Genomic DNA, 20,769 nt, shown 5'->3' with positions numbered 1-20,769 from the left:
CGCAGACGAGCTTGCTCGTCGAGGAGGCTGAGGCCATGCCCGCGGAAAGCTTCCATCTGAAACGGCAATCTAACGTACTAAATATAAAAAGAGAACTGTCCTTAGTCATATTTTATGACTTTAGGACAGCCCCTTGTACTCCAACTCTTGCTATTTATTTATCGATTTAGCAGACTACCGACGTAACGTAATAATTCATTAGCTGATATCGAATTATAGCCATGTTCATCAATTAGTCTTGCAACTACTTCGTTAACCTTTTTAAGATGTGATTCATCCGGTGTTTTGGATGACGTAGTAATTTTGACGACATCTTTTAAATCTGCAAACAGTTTCTTTTGAATGGCTTCACGAAGACGCTCATGGGAATTGTATTCAAAACGTTTTCCTTTTCTTGCATAAGCGGACAGCCTAATAAGGATTTCTTCTCTAAATGCTTTTTTCGCATTTTCAGAAATACCAATTTGTTCTTCGATAGAACGCATTAATTTTTCATCTGGGTTCATTTCTTCCCCGGTTAGTGGGTCTCTGATTTTATTTTTATTACAGAAAGCTTCTACATTATCAAGATAGTTATCCATTAATGTAATCGCGGACTCTTCATAAGAATAAACGAATGCTTTTTGAATTTCTTTTTTAGCAATTTCATCATATTCTTTTCTCGCTACAGCGATATAGTTCAAGTACTTTTCACGATTCTCTTGAGAAATAGATGCGTGTTGATCAAGTCCGTCTTTTAGCGCACGTAATACGTCCAGTGCATTAATCGATGGCACATCCTTGCGAATCATGGCCGAAGAAATTCGATTGATTACATAACGCGGATCAATGCCGTTCATTCCTTCATTCGGAAACTCTTTATTTAATTCTTCAACGTCAATTTGATTAAATCCTTCTACAGCTTCACCATCGTAAAGACGCATTTTCTTCACAATATCAATCCCTTGTTTTTTAGGGACTTCAAGTCGTGTTAATATAGAAAAAATAGCAGCCGCTCTGAGTGCATGTGGAGCAATATGAACATGATTCATGTCACTATCCCGAATCATTTTTTCATAAATACGTTCTTCCTGACTCACTTTTAGATTGTAAGGAATCGGCATAACGATAATTCTAGAGTGTAGTGCCTCATTCTTTTTATTTGCAATAAATGAACGATATTCCGTTTCATTTGTATGAGCTACAATCATCTCGTCCGCACTGATTAATGCAAAACGGCCTGCTTTAAAATTCCCTTCTTGCGTTAACGATAATAAGTGCCAAAGAAACTTTTCATCCAGTTTTAATATTTCTTGAAATTCCATAATCCCTCGGTTCGCTTTATTCAACTCACCGTCAAAACGATATGCTCGAGGATCTGATTCTGAACCAAACTCAGCAATTGTTGAAAAATCGATACTTCCTGTTAAATCGGCGATATCTTGTGATTTAGGATCAGATGGAGTAAAAGTTCCAATCCCAACTCGTTTATCCTCTGAGAATAAAATACGTTCAACCAGTACATCCTCAATACGTCCTCCGTATTCCTGTTCAAGTCTCATCGTATTCAATGGAGACAAACTTCCCTCAATCCGAATTCCATATTCTTTTGTAAAATCATTACGTAAATGTTGAGGAATTAAATGTAGAGGATCTTCATGCATCGGACAGCCCTTAATGGCGTAAACCGCCCCATCATCTGTCTTAGAATAGCTTTCAAGTCCCCTTTTCAACAAGGTCACAATCGACGATTTCCCTCCACTTACAGGTCCCATTAGTAATAGTATCCGTTTACGAACATCCAGTCTTTTGGCTGCAGGGTGAAAATACTCTTCTACAAGTCTTTCAATTGATGTTTCGAGTCCAAATATTTCTTCTCCAAAAAAGTGATAAAGCTTCTGCCCATCTCTTTGCGTTAAACCAGAGCTATTGATCATATTGTATACACGTGAATGAGCCATCTGAGCAACAATTGGTCTTTCTTTTACAATGGCTAAGTAATCAGCAAACGTACCTTCCCACTTAAGTTCGTTTTCTTCTTCCCGGTATCTCTTCACCTTGCTTAAAATGTCCATCCTATTCCCTCCAGTAGGGTTTGGTTTATTCATAGTATGAAAGGAGACAACTTATGATACCGATACTTTTGAGATATGGGATAATTCATCTTTACCTAAAAATGAAGATATATACATTCTAAAATGGCTTTCGGTTGCTAAAAATTTCTTCGGATTTTAAAAAACATTTTTATGGAGTCATGTACATTTTCTCGACTTTTTGAACCATGTTAAGTAGGTACGATATAAGTGAGAGGAGTTTTTTTATGGATAAAGATAAACTAGGTGGAGCTTATAAAAATTCTGGTTCTATGCAACAAACACCTAAAAACGCGAAACCTCAGGCTAGCCAAGGAAAAGAAGAGATTTCTTTAGAATTAGCTGAATTAGGTAATTTGAAACCAAAGCACGAACCGATGACAAATAATCAGCGCAAAAAGAGTGAAGCAGAAAAGACGTATTAATATTTGTTAACAAATAAAAGCACTCTCATTCATCAGAGGGATGATTGGGAGTGCTTTATACCATTTATCATGATTTTTCTAAATTGTTCATTTCAATTTACCTTCTTTAACTTTGCATAATAATGATTCCCAGTATTAAAACCTTATCTATTTTAACAGGAGGTTGAACTTGCAAGCATTTTTCATCTAATAACAAAAAACACCCCAATTATCAGTAGATATTAGAGGTGCCTTTATAATTATGTAATTTTCTGTAAAGATATTCTTCTTCCAAATTTTTTTGACACAGTTTTTACTTCACTTATTCGACTAGTTGCTCATTTAAATGCGTAATGATTTTTTGACGATTATTCACTACAAATTTGTACTCTTCTCCGCTTTTCACTACAATCGCTAATCCATTAGGTACGATATAGAAAGTGTTACGTTTTCCAACTTCCTTAATATCGTTGATTTTGATTGATAATGGGTTTTTTTGTGCATTGATTTTATGAGGTGTGAAAATAATTTCTTTATCCGTAATTTTCAATTTCCCACCAACGGATTCAAGACCTCTAAATAAATTTGCCGTAACATTAAACTGTTCTTGGTTAGCCTCTTGAGTTGTCAAATGCGCTTCCTCCATTCACTGTTTATATAATTGGTAAATTACCCCATATTACCCAAACTTAAACCTCTCATTCTCTCGTCAAGCAATCGGAATACTTGATTCACTTTTTCTTTTGTTAAATTTGCATACTGATCGCCAATACTCACTTCGTAGTTACATGCGCCTTCACTTGTTTCTCTCAGGTAACTAGTTAAACCAACGGACGTTGTCTCATATACTTCGATTAGTATTGATTCTACTTGCTCTTTCGTGGCATGGAAATGCACATGAAACATATTCGAAACTGGTAGCAGTGGCATAGTAGACACGCGATGGCATGAGTTAAAAAATTCAGCAAGTTCTTTTGCATTTTCATAATACTGCACCATTTTATGTGAGCGTTGATCAAAATAGTAATCAGCACTAATGATATATGGATATAGGCTGATTAAGTCTCCACCATGGCGTCTCTTCCATACTTTTGACTCCTCGGTAAAGTCTTGATCACCCGCAAGAATTGCTCCTGCAATTCCTCCAATCCCTTTATAAACCGAAACGTACACACTATCAAACAGACTGCAAATCTCAGCAGCCGTTTTATTATAATAAGGAACAATCTCAAGAAGTCGTGCTCCATCTAAGTGCAACTTAATACCTTTCTCACGACAATGACTAGAAATCTGTTCAAGTGTTTCGTATTCAGGTAGTTGACCACCAATTTCACGTTGAGGTAGCTCCAGCAGTAAGCAAGAGACTTCTTCTTCCATTCCTATCACATCAGCTAATTCAATCACGCGACTTTCATCTGCGAGCAACACAGACTCAATGTGATGCAATTCTTTTAATCCATCCTCCTCATGAATTTCCAAGTGACATAATGGATGATACGCAACTTTTCTTATTCCTTTTTCATCACACCAAATACGCAAAGCGATTTGCTGTGCCATGGTTCCACTCGGAAAAAAGACGGCCTTCTCTTTTCCTAAATACGCAGCCATTTTATCTTGAAAATCCTCGATAATTTTTCCTTTACCATATATATCACTTTCTAGTTCTCCATCAATAGCTTGAAATGCCTCTTTCAGGATTTGAATTTCTCTCTTCCCATGACCAGCCACTTGATAGCTCGTTTGTTTAAACGCGTCTAATAAAGAATTCTTTTCGCTCATCATTTCCAGGACCTCCTTAAAATTAGTACTTCCATCTGTAATGACCTGCTATTGGGGTTTTAAAAGAAGACAGTTTTACCTCTGCTGCAAAAGGTCTGATATTGTGAATAAAGTATGGTGTTCCATCTTTATCACGTTTGTCAGAAACGATTCCTGTATGATGGAAACCCTTTTCTAAAAACACGACTATATCACCTGGCTGCCATTGCTCTAAATTTTTAACATCTCCAGGTATTAAATCCGTTGTTAAGGATTGAGTGTAGCGTTTAAAGTAAACGTCTTGATTAGGAACTCGTCTAAAATCAATATTTGGGTCAGGCTTTCCATTTACCCTTGGATATAGGTCAGAGTGTTTTTTTATATCTAAATCCATAAAATCCTTCAACATAATATCAGCACCTTTTAAACCGCGCCATATAACATCCGTACATACACCTTCATCGTCTGGTGGATATCCTCCATCATAATACGCGCTTTTATACAAAGTTCGCTTTTCAACTTCTTTTCTAGCAGAATTCACAATATCGATCGGGTCAGCAATTGAGTTGGCATTACTATCGATTAAAGAATAGGATTCAGGTACTTGCACGACTTTGTGGAAAGGACGATCAATGTGAAGTCCAAAAGTATTAAGGATAATTCCACCTTTAAAGAAATAGACAAATATAAGGATAGTTGGTACAGAGATAAGAAAAAGAAACCGTCTTTTCATTTAACAAATTTCACCTCATCTGTTGATTCTTTTAAAAATTAGCCCAATGGGTGTATTTAAACATGTAAATGCACAGTGATAATATGGAAACTTACATTTACAATTCAATAGAGAACAGTGATTCTCCTCTAATCAATCTTCATTAGTACTTTTCTTATTCCAATTCCAATACGCAAAAAACACCACCAACTACCTTCCGATTGTTGGTGGTGCTTATTTATGATAAAAATGTATTTCTACATTGCATTTGAATTTAAGTAAGATACTACATGATGCCTTATATCGTTATTACAGCCGTTTTCTGCAATTCTGCATTGATGACTTTAGAGAGATTTTATTCTACTATTACATCATTTTCTTCAGCCAAGGCATCCAGTTTCTTTTGATATTCCCTGATCATTTTTCTAGCTTCAGTAAGTTTTCCATTTGCTTCATTGATTTTTTCTGAATCTTGTTCTTCAATTGCAGTAAGAATGGTTAAAAAGCCACTATTTTGCATATTGACCGCTTCTATATAGATTTCATGTACTTTAGCTAATTCTTCGGTTTCTATTTCTATTTTCTCTAAATCAGCAATAAAGTCTCGGTATTTGGGAATAACCTCATCTAATATGGTGTAATACATCGTTTCGTCATCTGTATAGTTAGGTCCCGAAACACTATCGTATAATCCAATTGCCTCAAGTTCTTGCTCAGCAACTGAAGGCAAGCTTTCATTCATATACGTTACTACATCATCTTGCACAGGGTTATTTCCACAACCTGCTATCAAAGATATCATTAACCCAAAAGCCACTAGAAGCTTAATTTTCATTTACGTCCCCTTTCTACAATTTCATCTTATTCTTCGACTAGTCAGTGTGGCACTGTTGGCATGAATTTTCTTCTTTAATTCATCTTGTTTATTCTGATTTTGTTTAACTGTCCTTCATGAGTGGTATGCAGAGTAATAAGCAACAAAAAATGGAGGGATTACTTTGACAGTAAAACTAACCGTAGAAAATGCAGTGCAAGCTAAAACAGAAATTGAAAAATTAGAGGCACAAGGATTCACACATGATGAAATTTATATTTTTGCACATGATAAAGATCGCTCGAAACATATAACAAATGCTTTGGACACGGAAAGCGTCGGAATGAAAGAGCAGGGCCTACTCGACAGCATGAAAAACCTTACAAGTTCACGTGGTGACGAGCTCCGCACGAAAATGGCGTCTGTTGGGTTAACCGTTCAAGAAGCGGAACAATACGAAAAAGAACTCGATTTAGGCAAACTTGTCTTAGTTGCATACAAAAAATAATAAAAAAACAATAAAGGACATCTCACGGCTAATGCCTGAGATGTCCTTTATTCATTTGAAAATGGCATAAGAAAAGCACCTCCCGCTATGGAAGGTGCTTTTCGAGTCATTATTTATTTACTTTAAATCTTTAATTCAATTTTCGCATCTGCTTTAAGCTTCTCAACATGTGCAGCAAATAATTCCTGCTGTTGTTGTTGTTCAAGAATACCTTTAATTTCTTCACTTGCTTCTTCAAGTGGTGGTAGTTTTTGTTCAGTACCCTCTGCTTGAGCTACAGCTTGATCATAATAAGCTTGAATCTCTTCATCGGTTACTTCTTTCGCTGGTGCAACTTTATCTTGATATTTACCAAATACGATAGAGTCAGCAATTTGTTCTTTTAAAGTCTCTTTATCCATCTTTTGAGCTTCAAGAGCTTTAGCCATTGCTTCTTCTCCACCAACTTGTTCTTCGTACGTTGTATACTCTTTATTTATTTCTTCTTCAGTTGCAGTCAATTTAGCTTCATCAGCTTTTTGACGAATCAATGTTTGATTCACTAGCGTATCAAGTGTTTGTGTTTTTATTTGTTCAGACGCTTCTTTACTAGTTGGGTCTTGACCCATTTGTTGCATTTGACCTTGTATTGACATCAACGCTTGATTATATTGATCTCCTTTTAGTTCTTCATCATTAACAATAGCAACAATCTTACTCTTATCAACTTGTTGCTCATCAAGTTTGGCCTGCATTTCAGCTAGCTCTTCTTTAGACGGAGCTTTAGGAGTTTCTTGCTTAGCATCTTTACTAGCTGTTTCTTGCTTCGGTGTTTCTTCTTTTGTTGCTTTATCTTCATCGTTACAAGCGGCTAAGCTTAGAGCTAAAGCACCTGCTACAAATGGAAGTACGATTTTTTTGAATTTCATATGAATGTTTAACCCCTTTCAATTCTTTCCTACTCTTAAATTAAAAAGAGCCTAGATTGCATCTTAACGAATATTGTCGAAAAGTGAAACCCATAACCCTTCAAGTCATCAAATTGACATCTGTTTGTCATGTAAGAAAAAGAGAAAGTGTTGTTTATTCAGACTAGGTCATGCGTAATAAATAGTAAAAGGACTAACGGTTAATTTCTTCAACTTTATAAAGCTTTACATCTAACCGAGCTGCTAAATATTCTGGAGCTTTATTTGCAAAGGCAGTGAAGTGAACGCTTTTATTATGATCTTCAACAGCGGAAGAATCTGTCCACAATTCTACCATTGTGTAGACATTGTCTTTTTCTGTATCCTTCATTAGATCATACGAAATATTCCCACTCTCAGCTCTAGAAGCTGCAACTAGTGGACGAATTTCTTCTAAAAATGCTTGCTCTTGTTCTGGTTGTAATTGAAATCTAGCATGAATGATAATCATCATATGTTCCTCTTTTCGAAGTTAAGTTCTGTCTATTTCCATTCTGTAATGGTGCCGACAGGAAGACGGACTGATTGGTAGCCCATATCTTTTGCTTTACCGATTGAAATAAGCATAACAGGATAGTAACGCTCTTTATCCATGTCAAAAGCTTCTGCAATTTGATCCTTTTCATAGCCACCGATTGGATTCGTGTCATAACCGTGTGCTCTTGCAGCTAACATCAACTGCATGGATACTAAACCAGCATCGATTAAATTCATTTCTTTTAATTGTTCTGGTGTCATCGTACTGATTAATCCTTTGATAGCAGGCAACTGAACATCTCTTACTTCAGCTGGCATATGTCCTGCATCCACTGCAAGCCCGTATATTTCATCTGCATAATCAAGACTATTCATATCTGCAAATACAGCAATCATCGCAGCAGAAGTTGCCACTTGAGTTTGATTAAATTTTGCTAGGGGTGCTAAAGTCGCTTTACCTTCTGGGCTGTCAATAACAACAAAACGCCATGGTTGTAGGTTTACCGACGAAGGAGCTAGAGTAGCTTTAGTTAATATTTCAGTCATTTCTTGACGACTAATTTTTACGGTTGGATCATAATTTCGGATAGAGCGGCGTCCTGTTACAATTTCATTAAAGTCATTTACTAGTGTTTGGTTCATCTGTTATTCTCCTCTATATCTACCGTCATTTGATTGGTAGTTTGTTTTTTTATTTAGTGATTCTTAATCATTAGGATCAATATTTTTAACATTGTCTTGAATTCGAGCAAGCATTTCTAATAGTGATGAGCGTTCCTTATCCGTAAATCCAGTTAAAACTTTAGAAATAAATCGTTGTTTCTCGTCTTGGTAAGAAACGATTCTTTCACGACCTTCATCGGTAAGCCGAACAAACGTAAAACGATTATCAGCGGGATTCTTGCGTCGTGTGACCATTCCCTTTTCTTCGAGCTGCTTTAAGTGTCTAGTTACAGCTGCATGATCTATGTTTACTTCCTTTTGTAATTCTGTTTGACTAATTTCATCCACTTCAAACAGCTTGGACAAAAGGTCTAATCGAGACTGACTAATTCCAGTACAGCGCTCAAACTTCGGGCTTGTTTGCTTGCTAATCTCGTATAATCGATACACAATTTTTCCTTCTTCAGAACATGAGTTGGACAATAAATTCACCTTCTCTCAGGTAATTGACAGGTCAATGATTGACCCGTCAATTAATATATAACAATGTTGGAATGAAATCAACTAATTGAATCGTGAGCGGGTGTTTTATTGGATATATACACTAGAAACCTCCATTTAAAAATTCCTCAAGTGCCTATTCCAGAAAAATCACGTTACCTACTCTTCTTTATATATTCAAAAGAGAATCCACAACCTGACAAGGTGTTGGATTCTCAAAATTTAATATGCAATTGGAGATAACGTTCAACATCAACTACCAATTAGTTACCGATACACCGTTTGATAGTTTTTTCTGTGGCTTGTTGGTGTCCACGTGTTCAAGAATTGAAGGGTCCTAGTACGCCCTTCTTCCATCAGGGCAGCTTTCATTTCTTGGCTAAGATCAAACTGAGTTGTTGAGGTTTCATTCACTGGAATGAAAATAATATCTTTTTCATGTTTTCGAGAAATGTACTTTTCATCATGTGCATTCTGCATTGTGGAAAAAAGTGCTTCGAATAAATTTAGTCCGTTGTTGATTTTATGTGTTGGTGTTTCCTTATGACCACGGCTAATCTTCAATCCTAGAAGTGGTCGTTTTCTCTCTCCATTTGGTTCGTCAAATAACCACATCGGAAAGTTGCTCAATACCCCACCATCTACAACGATTGACTCCCCCATTTTCACGTTCAACTTGACCGGTTCAAAGAAAAATGGAATTCCACAACTCATTCGTAAAGCTCGTGCAAGCGGAAAGGTTTCTGCAGATATTCCATATAGGGCTAAATCATCAGGAAGAACCAACATTTTGCCGTTAGTTAAATCTGATGCAATGAGTTTCAACTTGCCGTCCGGTAAGTCCCCAAACGTGTAAACCCCTTTTACTGCCAACTTTTCAATGAACCAATTCTCTAGTGCCTTTCCTTCGTATAAACCCAATCGCCAATAAAGAAAAAACCACTTTAAAAACGGTAGTGGAAGAATGGTTTTACGTGGATCAAGTAGGGTTTGAAAATCTTGATTATCTAGCATCTCTTCGATTTCTTTACTCGTGTATCCAGCTGCTATGAAACAGGCAAGAATGGCTCCGGCACTTGTTCCCGCTAGACGGTGAAAGCGAAATCCTTTTTCCTCTAACGCTTGAAATGCTCCCACTAAAGCAAAATTTTTCAAACCCCCACCAGAAAATACCCCATCAATTAACATACAGGAAGCTCTCCCTTTTTCCATCGTTATTACACTGTAGGAAATAAGAAGAGCAATTAGAACTTACGAGGCACAATAGTTGAAAAACCCTATTTACGTACGAAGTCTGGAGAAAACTATGTCTGATTAAAAAGGATGCCATTCTGCATAGATTTTGCATAATTAGTGGGTATACTCTACTCATTAGCTGAAGGAGTGACTTATTGATGGCAAATATGTATAAGAAATTATTAATTGTTCCAACTTTAGTACTTGCGCTGAGTGCTTGCTCAGACTCTGAAAAAGATGATATGAATCATGAAAACATGGATATGGATTCGGGTGCTGAAGAAAGTATGGATATGAATCATTCAGGTTCAGGTGAAGTTCCTGAAGGATTAAAAGTAGAAGAAAAACCAACCTATGAAGTTGGGAGTCAAGCGATAATCGAAACTGATCACATGGAGGGTATGAAGGGTGCTGAAGCAACGATTGTTGAAGCCTTTGATACGACAGTCTATGCTGTATCGTATACTCCGACAACAGGCGGAGAAAAAGTGACTAATCACAAATGGGTAGTTCATGAAGAAATCGAGGAAGCTGGTGATACACCTTTTGAAGGTGGTGCCGAAGTAACCCTTATGGCGGATCATATGAAAGGGATGGATGGTGCAACAGCTGAAATTAATTCAGCCGAAAAAACGACTGTCTACATGGTTAATTACACTTCTACTACTAGCGGAGAAGAAGTGACCAATCATAAATGGGTAACAGAAAGTGAACTATCTGCTAAATGAGTCAATTTCATAATTCATAAAACCGGATGTAAACACGAACATTCTAAAAACAGAGATTCTGTCGATTTCCGTTCCGGGCGGACGCTTTCTTACCATTAGTCAATAGTTTCACTGTATTTTTTCATCAAAATATAGGTAGCGCAATGCTATGAGCCTATTGCTTTCCGTTTCGGCGCTCGCTTTCCGCGGGCACGGCCTCAGCCGCTTCACTCGCTCCAAGCACCATGCAAACTGTATAAATAAGGTATGGCAAATAAACCTGACGGTTCCTATTTTTTCGCAGGGGCTAATATGCTATAAATACACTTCAATTATTCGTGAATCATACATCAAAAGGCAATTATGATATTGACTCAAATAAAGAAAAATAATAATAGCTTATCCATTAATGGAATAAGCTATTTTTATTTTGGATTAAGAAAACCATCTATTGTTTTAAAAAGTTTATAATATATGATATCTAGCTCTTATTTACAATCACTTGTGAACTTTACAAGCTCTTACTGTTTCATGTCGATTCTGACTTTGGCAAATTTCTGAAATGACAGCCACCCCATCGGCACCCGCTTTAAGTGGTTCTTGTGCATTTTTTGTTGTGATTCCACCAATTGCGACAAGAGGAAAGTCTCGATGCAAGCTTCTCGCTTCTTTCAAAAAAGTCAGCCCAGCAGGAGCTTTGGCATCGGATTTCGACTGTGTTTCATAAATCGGTCCAATTCCCACATAGTCCGCTCTACCTTTCACGGCATGTTCCAACTCTTCATCGGTATGCACTGAAACACCAACGATTCGCCCTATAAACTTTTCTCGTATTTGGGTTAGTGAAACATCATCTTGTCCGACGTGAATTCCATCTGCTTGGAGCTTCAAGGCAAGCTCCACGTCATCATTCACAATAAACGGCACGGTGTATGATTTACACAGCTCTTGGCATTGACGAGCAAATTGTTCAAGTGGTTTCCCTGTTAATGCCCCTTCTCCTTTTTCACGAAGTTGGAAAATTGTTATACCTGCTTTTAATGCATCCTCTAATACATGTAATGGTTCTTGTATGCAGTTCGGTGTACCCATGATGAAATAAACTGCTAGATCGTTACGCTTCAATGATGTTCACCTCACAAATACCTTGGGATATTTTATAGGCAAAATGATTTGTTGGACCATGTCCATAACCAATATTTATCGGGTTTTCAATAGCTAGTTGGACAAACTTTTTAGCTTCGATGATTGCCTCTTTTAAAGACCATCCTTGTCCTAAAAATGCTGTAAGAGCTGCGGAGAAAGTACAGCCTGTACCATGTGTATGCATTGTTTCAATTCGTTCAGATTCCATTTTAAAGCGAGTTCCATCGGCAAAATAAACGCTATCCGTTGCGGTTCTGTGCTCATCTAGGTGGCCACCTTTCATAACCACGCACTTTACACCCATCGCCAATATCTTTTCTGCTGCTTTTTGGATATCCATTTCCGTCTTAATCTCAATACCACTAATTACTTCAGCTTCTGGAATATTAGGAGTTAACACCGTTGCAAGTGGTAAAAGCTTTATCAATAATGCTTCAACTGCTTTATTTTGTAACAAGCTTGTACCTCCTTTGGCAATCATCACAGGGTCAACGACAAGTAAAACGTCTTTGCCACATAGACTTTTCATTACTTCCTCAATAATTGTGGCTGAAAAAAGCATACCTGTCTTGACTGCCTTTACGGATAGATCTTGAAAGACAACTTCGATTTGATGTTTAACAAAGTCTGCAGATGTTGGGAAAATCCCCTCCACGCCTAGTGTATTTTGAGCTGTTAACGCAGTAATCGCTGATGTTCCGAACACTCCAAGTTCTTGAAATGTCTTTAGGTCAGCCTGAATTCCAGCTCCTCCACTACTATCTGAGCCTGCAATAGTCATTACGATGTTCATATGTCCTCACCTCTAGACAATTGATGTAATGAATTTAAAACTTCTATTTGGAATGAGCCGAGAGATGGAGATTGAGCCGCTTGTTCAGACACCTTTTTATATACTTGAAGTACATCTCGTAAGTTTAAAAGCGCTTCTCCTTTTATTGTTAAGACTGCTGCACAAATGGCACTAAGTAAACAACCTGTTCCTGTTACCTCTGTCATCCTTACATGACCACCAGCAACCCAAAATTCATCTTCCCCGTCCGTAACATAATCAGAAGCACCTGTGACAAGCACTATACAGCTCCATTTTTTCGCCACATGCTTGGCAACAACAGCAATGTCCATGTCCCCTTCACCACTGTCCACGCCTTTTGCCTTCCATGAAACACCTGCAATAGTAGCAAGTTCACCTGTATTGCAACGCAGTAAATCGAACCGGACATTTTCTAATAGTTCCTTTACTACTTGTTGACGAAACGTAGTAGCCCCTACTCCTACTGGATCTAATACGACAGGTGTTCCAAGTTCATTAGCTTTCTTCCCTGCTACCAACATTGCTTCTTTCGTTCTTGTATTAATCGTCCCAATATTAATTAAAAGAGCGTTTGAAATCGTGACCATTTCTTCCACTTCTGCTATTTCATCTGCCATGACAGGTGACGCACCAATTGCTAATAATCCATTCGCGGTAAAATTCGCCACGACATAGTTCGTCATGCAATGTACAAGTGGCTGCGTATTTCGAATTTGTTTAATAGGCATAGTTCTTCACCTCATCCTTCCAATTTTCAAGCGTCCAAGGCATCTCCCAGAATTTCCACTCATAGTAGCAACTCTTTTCAAAATGTCCTTTCAACACTTGTTTCTTGGCTGGATTTGCTTCTGCATAACGATTCATCATTGCCTTTTGCAGCTCAATCTTTGCTTTATAATCTGGTGAACTATACATTGAAATCCATTCTTCATATAGCTTAATCCCTGGTTTTGCATCTTTATACTTCTCCCCAATCTCTTGATACAACCAAGGGCAAGGGAACATAGCAGCAAACGCCTCTGCTACATCGCCGTTATGAGCAGCATTGTACATATGCGATACATAATTATAAGTTGCTGGTGCTGGTTCAAAGTCAGTTTCTTCAACTTTAGTGACACCTAGCTCTTTAAATACAGATCGGTGTAATTCAAGCTCGGCCTCGTTAATATAACGAGCAGTTTCTAAAAAGAAGGCAATGTCTTCATTCGTTTTAGCCTTCGTAGCTGCAATTGCTAGAACCTTCGTGTAATGCTTTAAATAATAAGCGTCTTGCATAATGTAAAACTTAAACTTTTCAAGTGGCAGTGTCCCATCCACAAGTCCTTTTACAAATGGGTGATCAAAGCTTCCTTGCCAATAAAGATTTGTTTCTTTTCGTACTTCTTCACAAAATGTCATGATTAGTCCTCCTTTTTCAGATGGACGCAAGCGCAAAAAACGCTCCTTTGTACGTGACAAAAGAGCGTTTTTCATGAAACATTGCTCCCTACGTCAGTGTTAACTGTCAGGTTCCAAGGGTCAGGTTTTACCTTCTCAACTAAATAGTCCCCCCGCAATTAAAATATTGAATTTAGAAAACAAAAAGCCCTCCAAAAATGGAGAGCTTTAGCACAAAAAACACGTCGAAACGCTATGTACTCTGCTCCCTACGTTCGTCTTAACGAACAGGTTCAAAGGGTCAGGTTTTAACCTTCTCAACGCAAAAGCGTCCCCCCGCAACTATTTTAATTAGGTTCATACTAGCATACTAAACTCAATCTAACAAACGAGTATAAATGTTAATCGTTAAATGCTAAGGTGTGAACCGGGAACTAGATATGGACAATGGTGTTGAAAAACTAATGAACAGTTCATTTATGAAGGAAACCTTTAATAAACTAAATCGTATTAAGGATTAGGTGGTTCAAAGGGAGCGGATGAAAATGTTTGAAATAAAACCTAAATGTTCTCGATGTGACAAAGAAATTAAATCAAACGATGTAGTGTTTGTAAAGATGCGATACCCAAAAGGTAGAGGTTTTACTGAAATCAAAGCATATCTTCAAAATGAAGGTAAACTAATTTGTGAAGATTGTTTTGACGACAAATAAATGTATTCAGTAATCAAGTAGCACCTATACAATATTTGAAATGATTTTGTGGACTACAAATGATTAAACATGCAAAAAAATTTCACCTGCTAAACACAGGTGAAAAATCTGTATCAAAGTCCATAGAAATTTCCACTTTCCCATGTTTTTGCATTCCTCTTAGCGAGTTCTGCATTCTGATTAACTTCTGTATTTACGACTTCTTTGAAACTTTTTCTTTTAAAAAAGTCATAGCACAAACCTGATATTACCAATAAAATGACGGGTATCAATAAATACAACCAGATCATCTAATCCCCCCTTTCCAAGCAATTATATTCAAGTGAATTCAGAATAGTCTTTCTATATATATACGTTTAGAAAGACTAATGGTTTCACAATCACCATGTTCCGGCAAAACAAAATGCTTAGTACACATGTTTTATTACAGAGTTTTTTAATAGATATATTAGATGATGATCTTTTCAATGCTGTTTGGAGGAAGATACTATGAAAAAGTTTGTTTTTATATTTGGGCCACAAGCAGTTGGAAAAATGACTGTCGGACAAGAATTAGCAAAGATTACAGGCTTAAAGTTATTTCATAATCACATGACGATTGATTTACTAGAGCCACTATTCGGATTTAGTCCGGAAATGTGGAGATTAACACACCTATTTCGAATGGAAATATTTAATTCATTTTCTAAAAGTGATCATTACGGAATGATTTTTACTAAGGTATGGTATTTTAATAAAAAAGAAGATTGGGAGGATATAGAAAACATATGTCACACTGTGTCTTCTCAAGGGGCTGATATTTATTTCGTTGAATTAGAAGCAAACGTAGAAGAAAGGTTAAAACGTAATACGACCCCACATAGACTTGAATATAAACCAACTAAAAGAAACATTGAACAATCGGAACAACATTTACTAAGTACCATAGAAAGTAGTAGGTTGAATTCTAAAAAGGGTGAAATTGAAAAGGAAAATTATTTAAGAATAGATAACACATATTTGAGTGCAGAAGCAGTCGCTCAAATAATTAAAAAGGAATTTCACTTATAAATTTCCCGTTCAACTAAGTGCTTTAGTCGAAGATCAGTGAACTTCCGAAATAGCACATGTTTCTTTTTGAACTTAAGGAGCAAGTTTTTTAAGAAGAGCAAATTGATAAAAATTTGGGGAGGTTTATACTTGGAAGGAATTATGGGGTTCTTGTTAGGTTCATTAGGTTTGTTTTATCCATTACTCATAGCATCAGTCATTACTTTTCTCTATGCACTTGTGAAGCGTTCTTGGATTTGGATGTTGTTAAGTGCAATTTTACTATATCCCGATGCTTGGTTTTTTAGTGGTTATCCGCCATTTCCTTGGGTGAAATTTGTTCCTTTAATTCAGGTTATATTGGCTATAATTTTTTATCTATTGAATAGAACAAAATCGAAAACATAGTTTTGTTGATTTATGGTGTTTACAGCTGCTAACGGAGAGGTTAGTTGAACAAGTTATAAATTGAATAGATTAAAAGTATAAAGCATTTCTTTGTATTGAGGAATGCTTATTCTTTTTTCGAAAAAAATCAATTTTTTTATAACAATAAACATATAATACAAAACAACACTTTTTTATCGCTAAACGATAAATAATGTGTTAATGTAAAATTAACAATAACTAGGTGAGGTGCTTTTTATGAAACGAGGAACAACACTCTTTTTAAAGTTAGCTGTTTTTTTAATTGGTAGTCCAGTTCTTGCTTTGGGTATATTTGGATTTTATTGGTTACCTAATAACCCAGTAAATCCAGATTATGCCCACATACTATACCCCATTGTAATAGGTATGTATGTATCAGTGATCCCATTTTTCATTGCATTGTATCAGGCTTTTAAACTTTTAAGCTATATTGACAAGAACCAAGCTTTCTCTGAATTATCCGTTAGATCTCTGAAGAACATCAAATTCTGTGCAATGACAATTAGCGGTTTGTATGTCGTGATTTTGCCATTTGTTTTTCTCGTAGCAGATCTTGACGATGCACCAGGTCTCGTTATTGTCGGAATGGTTCCTGTTTTTGCTTCCATGGTGATTGCAGTTTTTGCTGCTGTTCTTCAAAAACTTTTAAAAGAAGCCATCGATATAAAATCAGAAAATGACTTAATAGTCTGAGGTGAAAACAATGGCAATAATAATCAATATTGATGTGATGTTGGCTAAAAGAAAAATGAGTGTGACAGAACTTTCGGAGAGAGTTGGAATAACGATGGCTAATCTTTCTATCTTGAAAAACGGTAAGGCTAAAGCGATTCGACTATCAACTTTAGAAGCCATTTGTAAGGCTTTGGACTGTCAGCCTGGGGATATTTTAGAATACAAAAGTGACGAAGACGCTATGGAAGAATAAGATTATAAAACATATTTATTCGACTAACGCGGTACCTAATATCAAGAACAAAATTAAAATTTCATCTAACCTTACAAAAAAAGCACCGCAAATGAATTGCGGTGCTTAAATTATGCATATTTGACTTCGTTTTCTTAGGCGCGAATCTAAGTTAATCGTTACGAACCCCGTAAGTCAAGCTTTTAACCTTGTAATCTTTTTTACTAACGGATTAATTTATTTTATTAATACCGTCTGTCTTACGATTTGTTCTAATTCTTCATAATTTCTGATTTCATATGTTGGTTTAATGCTTGTAAGATTCTCTTTATTATAAGGATTAAACCAGCACGTATCGATTCCGAAATTATTGCCACCTTGGATATCTGATGTTAGAGAGTCCCCAATCATTAATACGTTTTGCTTTTCAGAAATACCTAGCTTTTCAAAGACATATTCAAAAATCTCTGCTTGAGGCTTTTGATATCCAGACTCCTCCGACGTAACAATCACTTCAAATGTTTGATGTAAAGGAGAAAGAGCAATTCTTGCATGTTGGACATCTTGAAACCCATTTGTTAACAGAACCAGTCTGCAGCTAGAAAGGTTAGTCAACATGTCTTGGACGCCATCAATCATATGTACTTCTCTACCTAGGTTTTCTATATACGTTTGTCCAAAATCTTCTGGACTAAGTGATAGTTCATGTTGGAGGAATAAACGTTTAAATCGTTCTACTTTTAGTTCTGAAAGCGAGATACGACCTTGCTCTAAGTCAAGCCAAAGTCCTTTGCTTATCGCTTTATAACTTGCTCGGTACTCAGTTAAACCATTAGGAAAACTGAAGGCACGAAATGAATGATCGAGCGCATGCTTTTCCGTTTCACCGAAATCAAATAGTGTGTCATCTAAATCAAATATTAATACATCATACTTCAATTCTTCTCATCCTTTTTGTAGTTCAGTTTAAATGAATCTACAACCATCATACATGGGAATCATGGATGAACCCAAACAAAAGGACATTTTTTCTTTAAGTACGAACCGGTACAATCAATTGTAAAACAGCGTCATCATGAACCGAATTAATGATGAATGGACGCATAGACCCTGTAAACTTAACCATCACATCCTGCCCACCTACAGCTTTTAACGCATCCATCATATATTTTGCACTGAACGATACTTTCAACTCTTCCCCTTCAATTAATGTGGTTTGTATTTCTTCTTCTACTTTACCGATTTCAGCAGAGCTAGATGAAATCTCAACTACATTTCCTTCTAATGACGTAAATCGAACAATGTTATTGCGTTCTTCACGTGCTAATAAAGACGCACGATCAATCGCTTGAAACAATGCTTTTCCATCAATTGTAACATTCGTATTAAATTCATTTGGAATCAATCGAGATGTATCAGGATATGTACCTTCTATTAAGCGCGAGTAGAAACTTACATCTGATGTTTTAAATAATACTTGTTGATTAGTCATGACGATATGGACGGGAACTGACGAATCGCCAATGATTTTGCTTAATTCAGTTAAGCTCTTTCCAGGAATGACAACGCTATATTCACCTTCAGGCATTTGCTCCAAAGTCGTTTTTCGACGAGCAAGACGGTGACTATCTGTGGCCACACAAATGAGTTCACCATTCTTCACTTGCCAGTGAACACCAGTTAAAATAGGACGACTTTCAGAGGTAGAGATAGCAAAGACTGTTTCACGCACAATTGATTTCAATAAATCTGCTGGCATAGAAAATTGGCGGTCATCCTGAATTTCCGGAAGCAATGGGTATTCAGAAGCATCGAACCCATTGATATGAAACTCGGACTTCCCTGAACGAATATGTGTTTTGAATTGTTCATTCACTTCAATTTCTACATCGTTAGTTGGCAATTTACGTACAATTTCGTTAAACATACGTGCTTGAACAACAATCGATCCTTCTTCAATAACACGGATGACTTGCTCTCCATTTTCTTCGACCTTAATTAATGTTTGAATGGTGATATCAGAATCACTACCAGTTAGTCGAAGACCTTCTTCTGTAACTTCAATTTTTATTCCTGTCAAAATTGGCATAGTCGTTTTAGAACTAATTGCTTTCATTACATCGTTTAACCCATCAATTAGCCGATGGCGCATAATTTCAAATTTCATCATTATCCCTCGCATATTTCAATTTTTGTTTTAATAGTTTCAACTCTCTATGTTATATTAATTAAATCCACAGAAAATTCCATATTATTCTATAATTAGAATAGGATTATAACACTATACATATGGCAATGCATTAGCTTTTTAATTTTATGCATATCGAATTATAAATGGATTTTAATTAAGTCGGAGGTTTTGACATGAAAGAAACACTTACAATACTTCATACCAATGATTTGCATGGTCACTATGATTTAGCACTTCGACAATCAGCCTTAATCAAACAAAGAAAAATGGATCTACTTAGACAAGGTGAACATGTAATTGTTTTAGATGGCGGAGATCATATGGATATGAGTATGAATGAATGCCTGGCCACTTCAGGTGCTATTCATCTTGAAATGCTGGAATCTACAGGTTATGATGCGATGTCAGTTGGAAACAACGAACTATTGCGTTTACCTAAGGACAAAATTAGGCAGCTAAGTCAGGATTCAAAAGTGCCTTGGCTCCTCTTAAACCTGGAAGAGTCCGATGGTTCGCAAATAGGTGGAACAAAAGAGACCCTTATGCTTAACGTTGGTAACAAGTTGAAAATCGGTCTTTTTGGAGCAACTGATCAATTTGAAGATATATATGAAAACAAACATGGATTTCGAAATCGAGATACCCTTAATGCAATAAAACAAGCCGTCGAGAAATTAAGAAAAGATGGTGCTAACCTGATCATTTTCCTTTCGCATATGGGATATGGGGCTGATATAGAACTTGCCAAACAATTATCAGGGCTCGTTGATGTCATTGTTGGTGCCCATAGCCATACCGTGTTAAGTCAGCCCGAGGTTGTGGAAAATGTAATCATCGTGCAAGCAGGATCTATCGGTAAATACGTCGGCGAAATAAGAATTACTGTGGATTTAGAGGAAATGAAAGTAGTTGAACATACAGGGCACTTAACAGAAATATCAATGGAAGATAAGTGTGATCCTGAACTAAGTGCAGTCGTAGAAAAAGGGCGGCTAGAAACCGAGAAGTTTTTATCTGAAATTGTCTATCATTCAAAAGAAGCTATTACGCATGAGGAATTAATTGAGTTAATGGCTAGTAGTGTTAAAGATTTTTGGAAATGTGATGTGGGAATTATGTATGGTGGAGCTGCAACGAATGGATTGAAAAGTGGCGACATATCAAAGGCTGATATTTTAAATGCATGTAAAAGTATGCAAGGAGCTTCTTTAATTGAGCTAACGGGAGAACAAATAACCGGCCTTATACATGAAACCTTCAACGAAGAAATTACGAGCCGAAAAGTATATGGCAATGGGTTCCGTCCCCAGGGTATACCTATAGGAAAGTTACAATTCTCTGGTGTCAGCTGGACAGAGCATCAG

The 20,769-nt window shown here is 36.7% G+C and carries 24 protein-coding genes and 2 riboswitches; of the genes, 8 read left to right on the top strand and 16 right to left on the bottom strand.

Going from position 1 to position 20,769, the window contains the following annotated elements; genetic code table 11:
- Positions 1–158: 158 nt before the first annotated feature.
- Positions 159–2,054, bottom strand: coding sequence for a PrkA family serine protein kinase (locus WBG45_RS05680; protein WP_424412810.1), 1,896 nt, complete (start codon positions 2,052–2,054; stop codon positions 159–161).
- 245 nt (positions 2,055–2,299) lie between these two features.
- On the opposite strand from WBG45_RS05680, the gene WBG45_RS05675 reads away from it, so the two are divergent.
- Positions 2,300–2,497 (top strand): hypothetical protein, encoded by a 198-nt coding sequence (locus WBG45_RS05675; RefSeq protein WP_424412809.1) that lies wholly within the window; start codon positions 2,300–2,302, stop codon positions 2,495–2,497.
- 301 nt (positions 2,498–2,798) lie between these two features.
- Here WBG45_RS05675 and WBG45_RS05670 read toward each other — a convergent pair whose 3' ends face one another.
- The 4 genes from WBG45_RS05670 to WBG45_RS05655 form a co-directional block, all read right to left on the bottom strand.
- Entirely contained in the window at positions 2,799–3,107 is a 309-nt protein-coding gene (locus tag WBG45_RS05670) for a GRAM domain-containing protein (RefSeq protein ID WP_424412808.1), read from the bottom strand.
- Positions 3,108–3,145: 38 nt separating this feature from the next.
- Positions 3,146–4,255, bottom strand: coding sequence for a threonine aldolase family protein (locus WBG45_RS05665; RefSeq protein WP_424412807.1), 1,110 nt, complete (start codon positions 4,253–4,255; stop codon positions 3,146–3,148).
- A gap of 22 nt (positions 4,256–4,277) precedes the next feature.
- The gene (locus tag WBG45_RS05660) at positions 4,278–4,967 is read right to left on the bottom strand and encodes a DUF1287 domain-containing protein (RefSeq protein WP_424412806.1); all 690 of its coding nucleotides are present in this window, start codon (positions 4,965–4,967) and stop codon (positions 4,278–4,280) included.
- 334 nt (positions 4,968–5,301) lie between these two features.
- Positions 5,302–5,781 carry a hypothetical protein gene (locus WBG45_RS05655; RefSeq protein WP_424412805.1) on the bottom strand — a complete coding sequence of 160 codons (480 nt, stop codon included), beginning with the start codon at positions 5,779–5,781 and terminating at the stop codon, positions 5,302–5,304.
- A 163-nt stretch (positions 5,782–5,944) separates the two neighbouring features.
- On the opposite strand from WBG45_RS05655, the gene WBG45_RS05650 reads away from it, so the two are divergent.
- Positions 5,945–6,268 carry a general stress protein gene (locus WBG45_RS05650; RefSeq protein WP_424412804.1) on the top strand — a complete coding sequence of 108 codons (324 nt, stop codon included), beginning with the start codon at positions 5,945–5,947 and terminating at the stop codon, positions 6,266–6,268.
- Between the two features lie 122 nt (positions 6,269–6,390).
- Here the strand turns inward: WBG45_RS05650 and WBG45_RS05645 are convergent, their stop codons facing one another.
- The 5 genes from WBG45_RS05645 to WBG45_RS05625 form a co-directional block, all read right to left on the bottom strand.
- Positions 6,391–7,176: a SurA N-terminal domain-containing protein gene (locus WBG45_RS05645; RefSeq protein WP_424412803.1), complete on the bottom strand. Its 786-nt coding sequence runs from the start codon at positions 7,174–7,176 to the stop codon at positions 6,391–6,393.
- 193 nt (positions 7,177–7,369) lie between these two features.
- Positions 7,370–7,666, bottom strand: coding sequence for a putative quinol monooxygenase (locus tag WBG45_RS05640; RefSeq protein ID WP_424412802.1), 297 nt, complete (start codon positions 7,664–7,666; stop codon positions 7,370–7,372).
- Positions 7,667–7,698: 32 nt separating this feature from the next.
- Positions 7,699–8,334, bottom strand: coding sequence for a nitroreductase family protein (locus WBG45_RS05635; protein ID WP_424412801.1), 636 nt, complete (start codon positions 8,332–8,334; stop codon positions 7,699–7,701).
- Positions 8,335–8,397: 63 nt separating this feature from the next.
- A complete protein-coding gene (locus tag WBG45_RS05630) occupies positions 8,398–8,838 on the bottom strand; it encodes a MarR family winged helix-turn-helix transcriptional regulator (protein WP_424412800.1) in 441 nt (146 codons plus the stop codon).
- Positions 8,839–9,123: 285 nt separating this feature from the next.
- Positions 9,124–10,044, bottom strand: coding sequence for a patatin-like phospholipase family protein (locus tag WBG45_RS05625; RefSeq protein ID WP_424412799.1), 921 nt, complete (start codon positions 10,042–10,044; stop codon positions 9,124–9,126).
- Positions 10,045–10,250: 206 nt separating this feature from the next.
- On the opposite strand from WBG45_RS05625, the gene WBG45_RS05620 reads away from it, so the two are divergent.
- A complete protein-coding gene (locus WBG45_RS05620; protein ID WP_424412798.1) occupies positions 10,251–10,820 on the top strand; it encodes a YdhK family protein in 570 nt (189 codons plus the stop codon).
- A 477-nt stretch (positions 10,821–11,297) separates the two neighbouring features.
- On the opposite strand, the gene thiE is transcribed toward WBG45_RS05620, so the two are convergent.
- The 4 genes from thiE to tenA are packed head-to-tail and all read right to left on the bottom strand — an operon-like array spanning position 11,298 to position 14,157.
- Complete coding sequence (thiE, locus tag WBG45_RS05615) at positions 11,298–11,924, bottom strand: thiamine phosphate synthase (RefSeq protein ID WP_424412797.1); 627 nt, start codon at positions 11,922–11,924, stop codon at positions 11,298–11,300.
- A complete protein-coding gene (thiD, locus tag WBG45_RS05610; RefSeq protein ID WP_424412796.1) occupies positions 11,914–12,738 on the bottom strand; it encodes a bifunctional hydroxymethylpyrimidine kinase/phosphomethylpyrimidine kinase in 825 nt (274 codons plus the stop codon). The genes thiE and thiD overlap by 11 nt, the downstream gene beginning before the upstream one ends.
- Positions 12,735–13,487: a hydroxyethylthiazole kinase gene (thiM, locus tag WBG45_RS05605; RefSeq protein WP_424412795.1), complete on the bottom strand. Its 753-nt coding sequence runs from the start codon at positions 13,485–13,487 to the stop codon at positions 12,735–12,737. Before thiM ends, thiD begins: the two co-directional genes overlap by 4 nt.
- A complete protein-coding gene (gene tenA, locus WBG45_RS05600; RefSeq protein ID WP_424412794.1) occupies positions 13,477–14,157 on the bottom strand; it encodes a thiaminase II in 681 nt (226 codons plus the stop codon). Before tenA ends, thiM begins: the two co-directional genes overlap by 11 nt.
- A gap of 68 nt (positions 14,158–14,225) precedes the next feature.
- Positions 14,226–14,321, bottom strand: a riboswitch (TPP riboswitch).
- Between the two features lie 64 nt (positions 14,322–14,385).
- Positions 14,386–14,484, bottom strand: a riboswitch (TPP riboswitch).
- A gap of 854 nt (positions 14,485–15,338) precedes the next feature.
- On the opposite strand from tenA, the gene WBG45_RS05595 reads away from it, so the two are divergent.
- The 4 genes from WBG45_RS05595 to WBG45_RS05580 all read left to right on the top strand — a co-directional run bounded on the left by WBG45_RS05595 (position 15,339) and on the right by WBG45_RS05580 (position 17,235).
- A complete protein-coding gene (locus WBG45_RS05595) occupies positions 15,339–15,899 on the top strand; it encodes an AAA family ATPase (RefSeq protein WP_424412793.1) in 561 nt (186 codons plus the stop codon).
- Positions 15,900–16,028: 129 nt separating this feature from the next.
- Positions 16,029–16,286: a hypothetical protein gene (locus WBG45_RS05590; RefSeq protein WP_424412792.1), complete on the top strand. Its 258-nt coding sequence runs from the start codon at positions 16,029–16,031 to the stop codon at positions 16,284–16,286.
- 237 nt (positions 16,287–16,523) lie between these two features.
- Positions 16,524–17,000: a DUF2975 domain-containing protein gene (locus tag WBG45_RS05585; protein WP_424412791.1), complete on the top strand. Its 477-nt coding sequence runs from the start codon at positions 16,524–16,526 to the stop codon at positions 16,998–17,000.
- A 10-nt stretch (positions 17,001–17,010) separates the two neighbouring features.
- The gene (locus tag WBG45_RS05580; RefSeq protein WP_424412790.1) at positions 17,011–17,235 is read left to right on the top strand and encodes a helix-turn-helix domain-containing protein; all 225 of its coding nucleotides are present in this window, start codon (positions 17,011–17,013) and stop codon (positions 17,233–17,235) included.
- 216 nt (positions 17,236–17,451) lie between these two features.
- Here the strand turns inward: WBG45_RS05580 and WBG45_RS05575 are convergent, their stop codons facing one another.
- Together WBG45_RS05575 and dnaN are read right to left on the bottom strand one after the other, a co-directional pair.
- A complete protein-coding gene (locus WBG45_RS05575) occupies positions 17,452–18,153 on the bottom strand; it encodes a YjjG family noncanonical pyrimidine nucleotidase (RefSeq protein WP_424412789.1) in 702 nt (233 codons plus the stop codon).
- 94 nt (positions 18,154–18,247) lie between these two features.
- The gene (gene dnaN, locus WBG45_RS05570) at positions 18,248–19,381 is read right to left on the bottom strand and encodes a DNA polymerase III subunit beta (protein WP_424412788.1); all 1,134 of its coding nucleotides are present in this window, start codon (positions 19,379–19,381) and stop codon (positions 18,248–18,250) included.
- Positions 19,382–19,578: 197 nt separating this feature from the next.
- Between dnaN and WBG45_RS05565 the strand changes: the two genes are divergently transcribed.
- Positions 19,579–20,769 (top strand): bifunctional metallophosphatase/5'-nucleotidase (locus WBG45_RS05565; protein WP_424412787.1); only part of this gene is annotated, 1,191 nt, incomplete at its 3' end.

Origin of the sequence: Paenisporosarcina sp., assembly GCF_049671445.1 — a bacterium.
Taxonomy (GTDB): domain Bacteria; phylum Bacillota; class Bacilli; order Bacillales_A; family Planococcaceae; genus Paenisporosarcina.
This window is presented reverse-complemented; position numbering and strand designations above follow the sequence as displayed.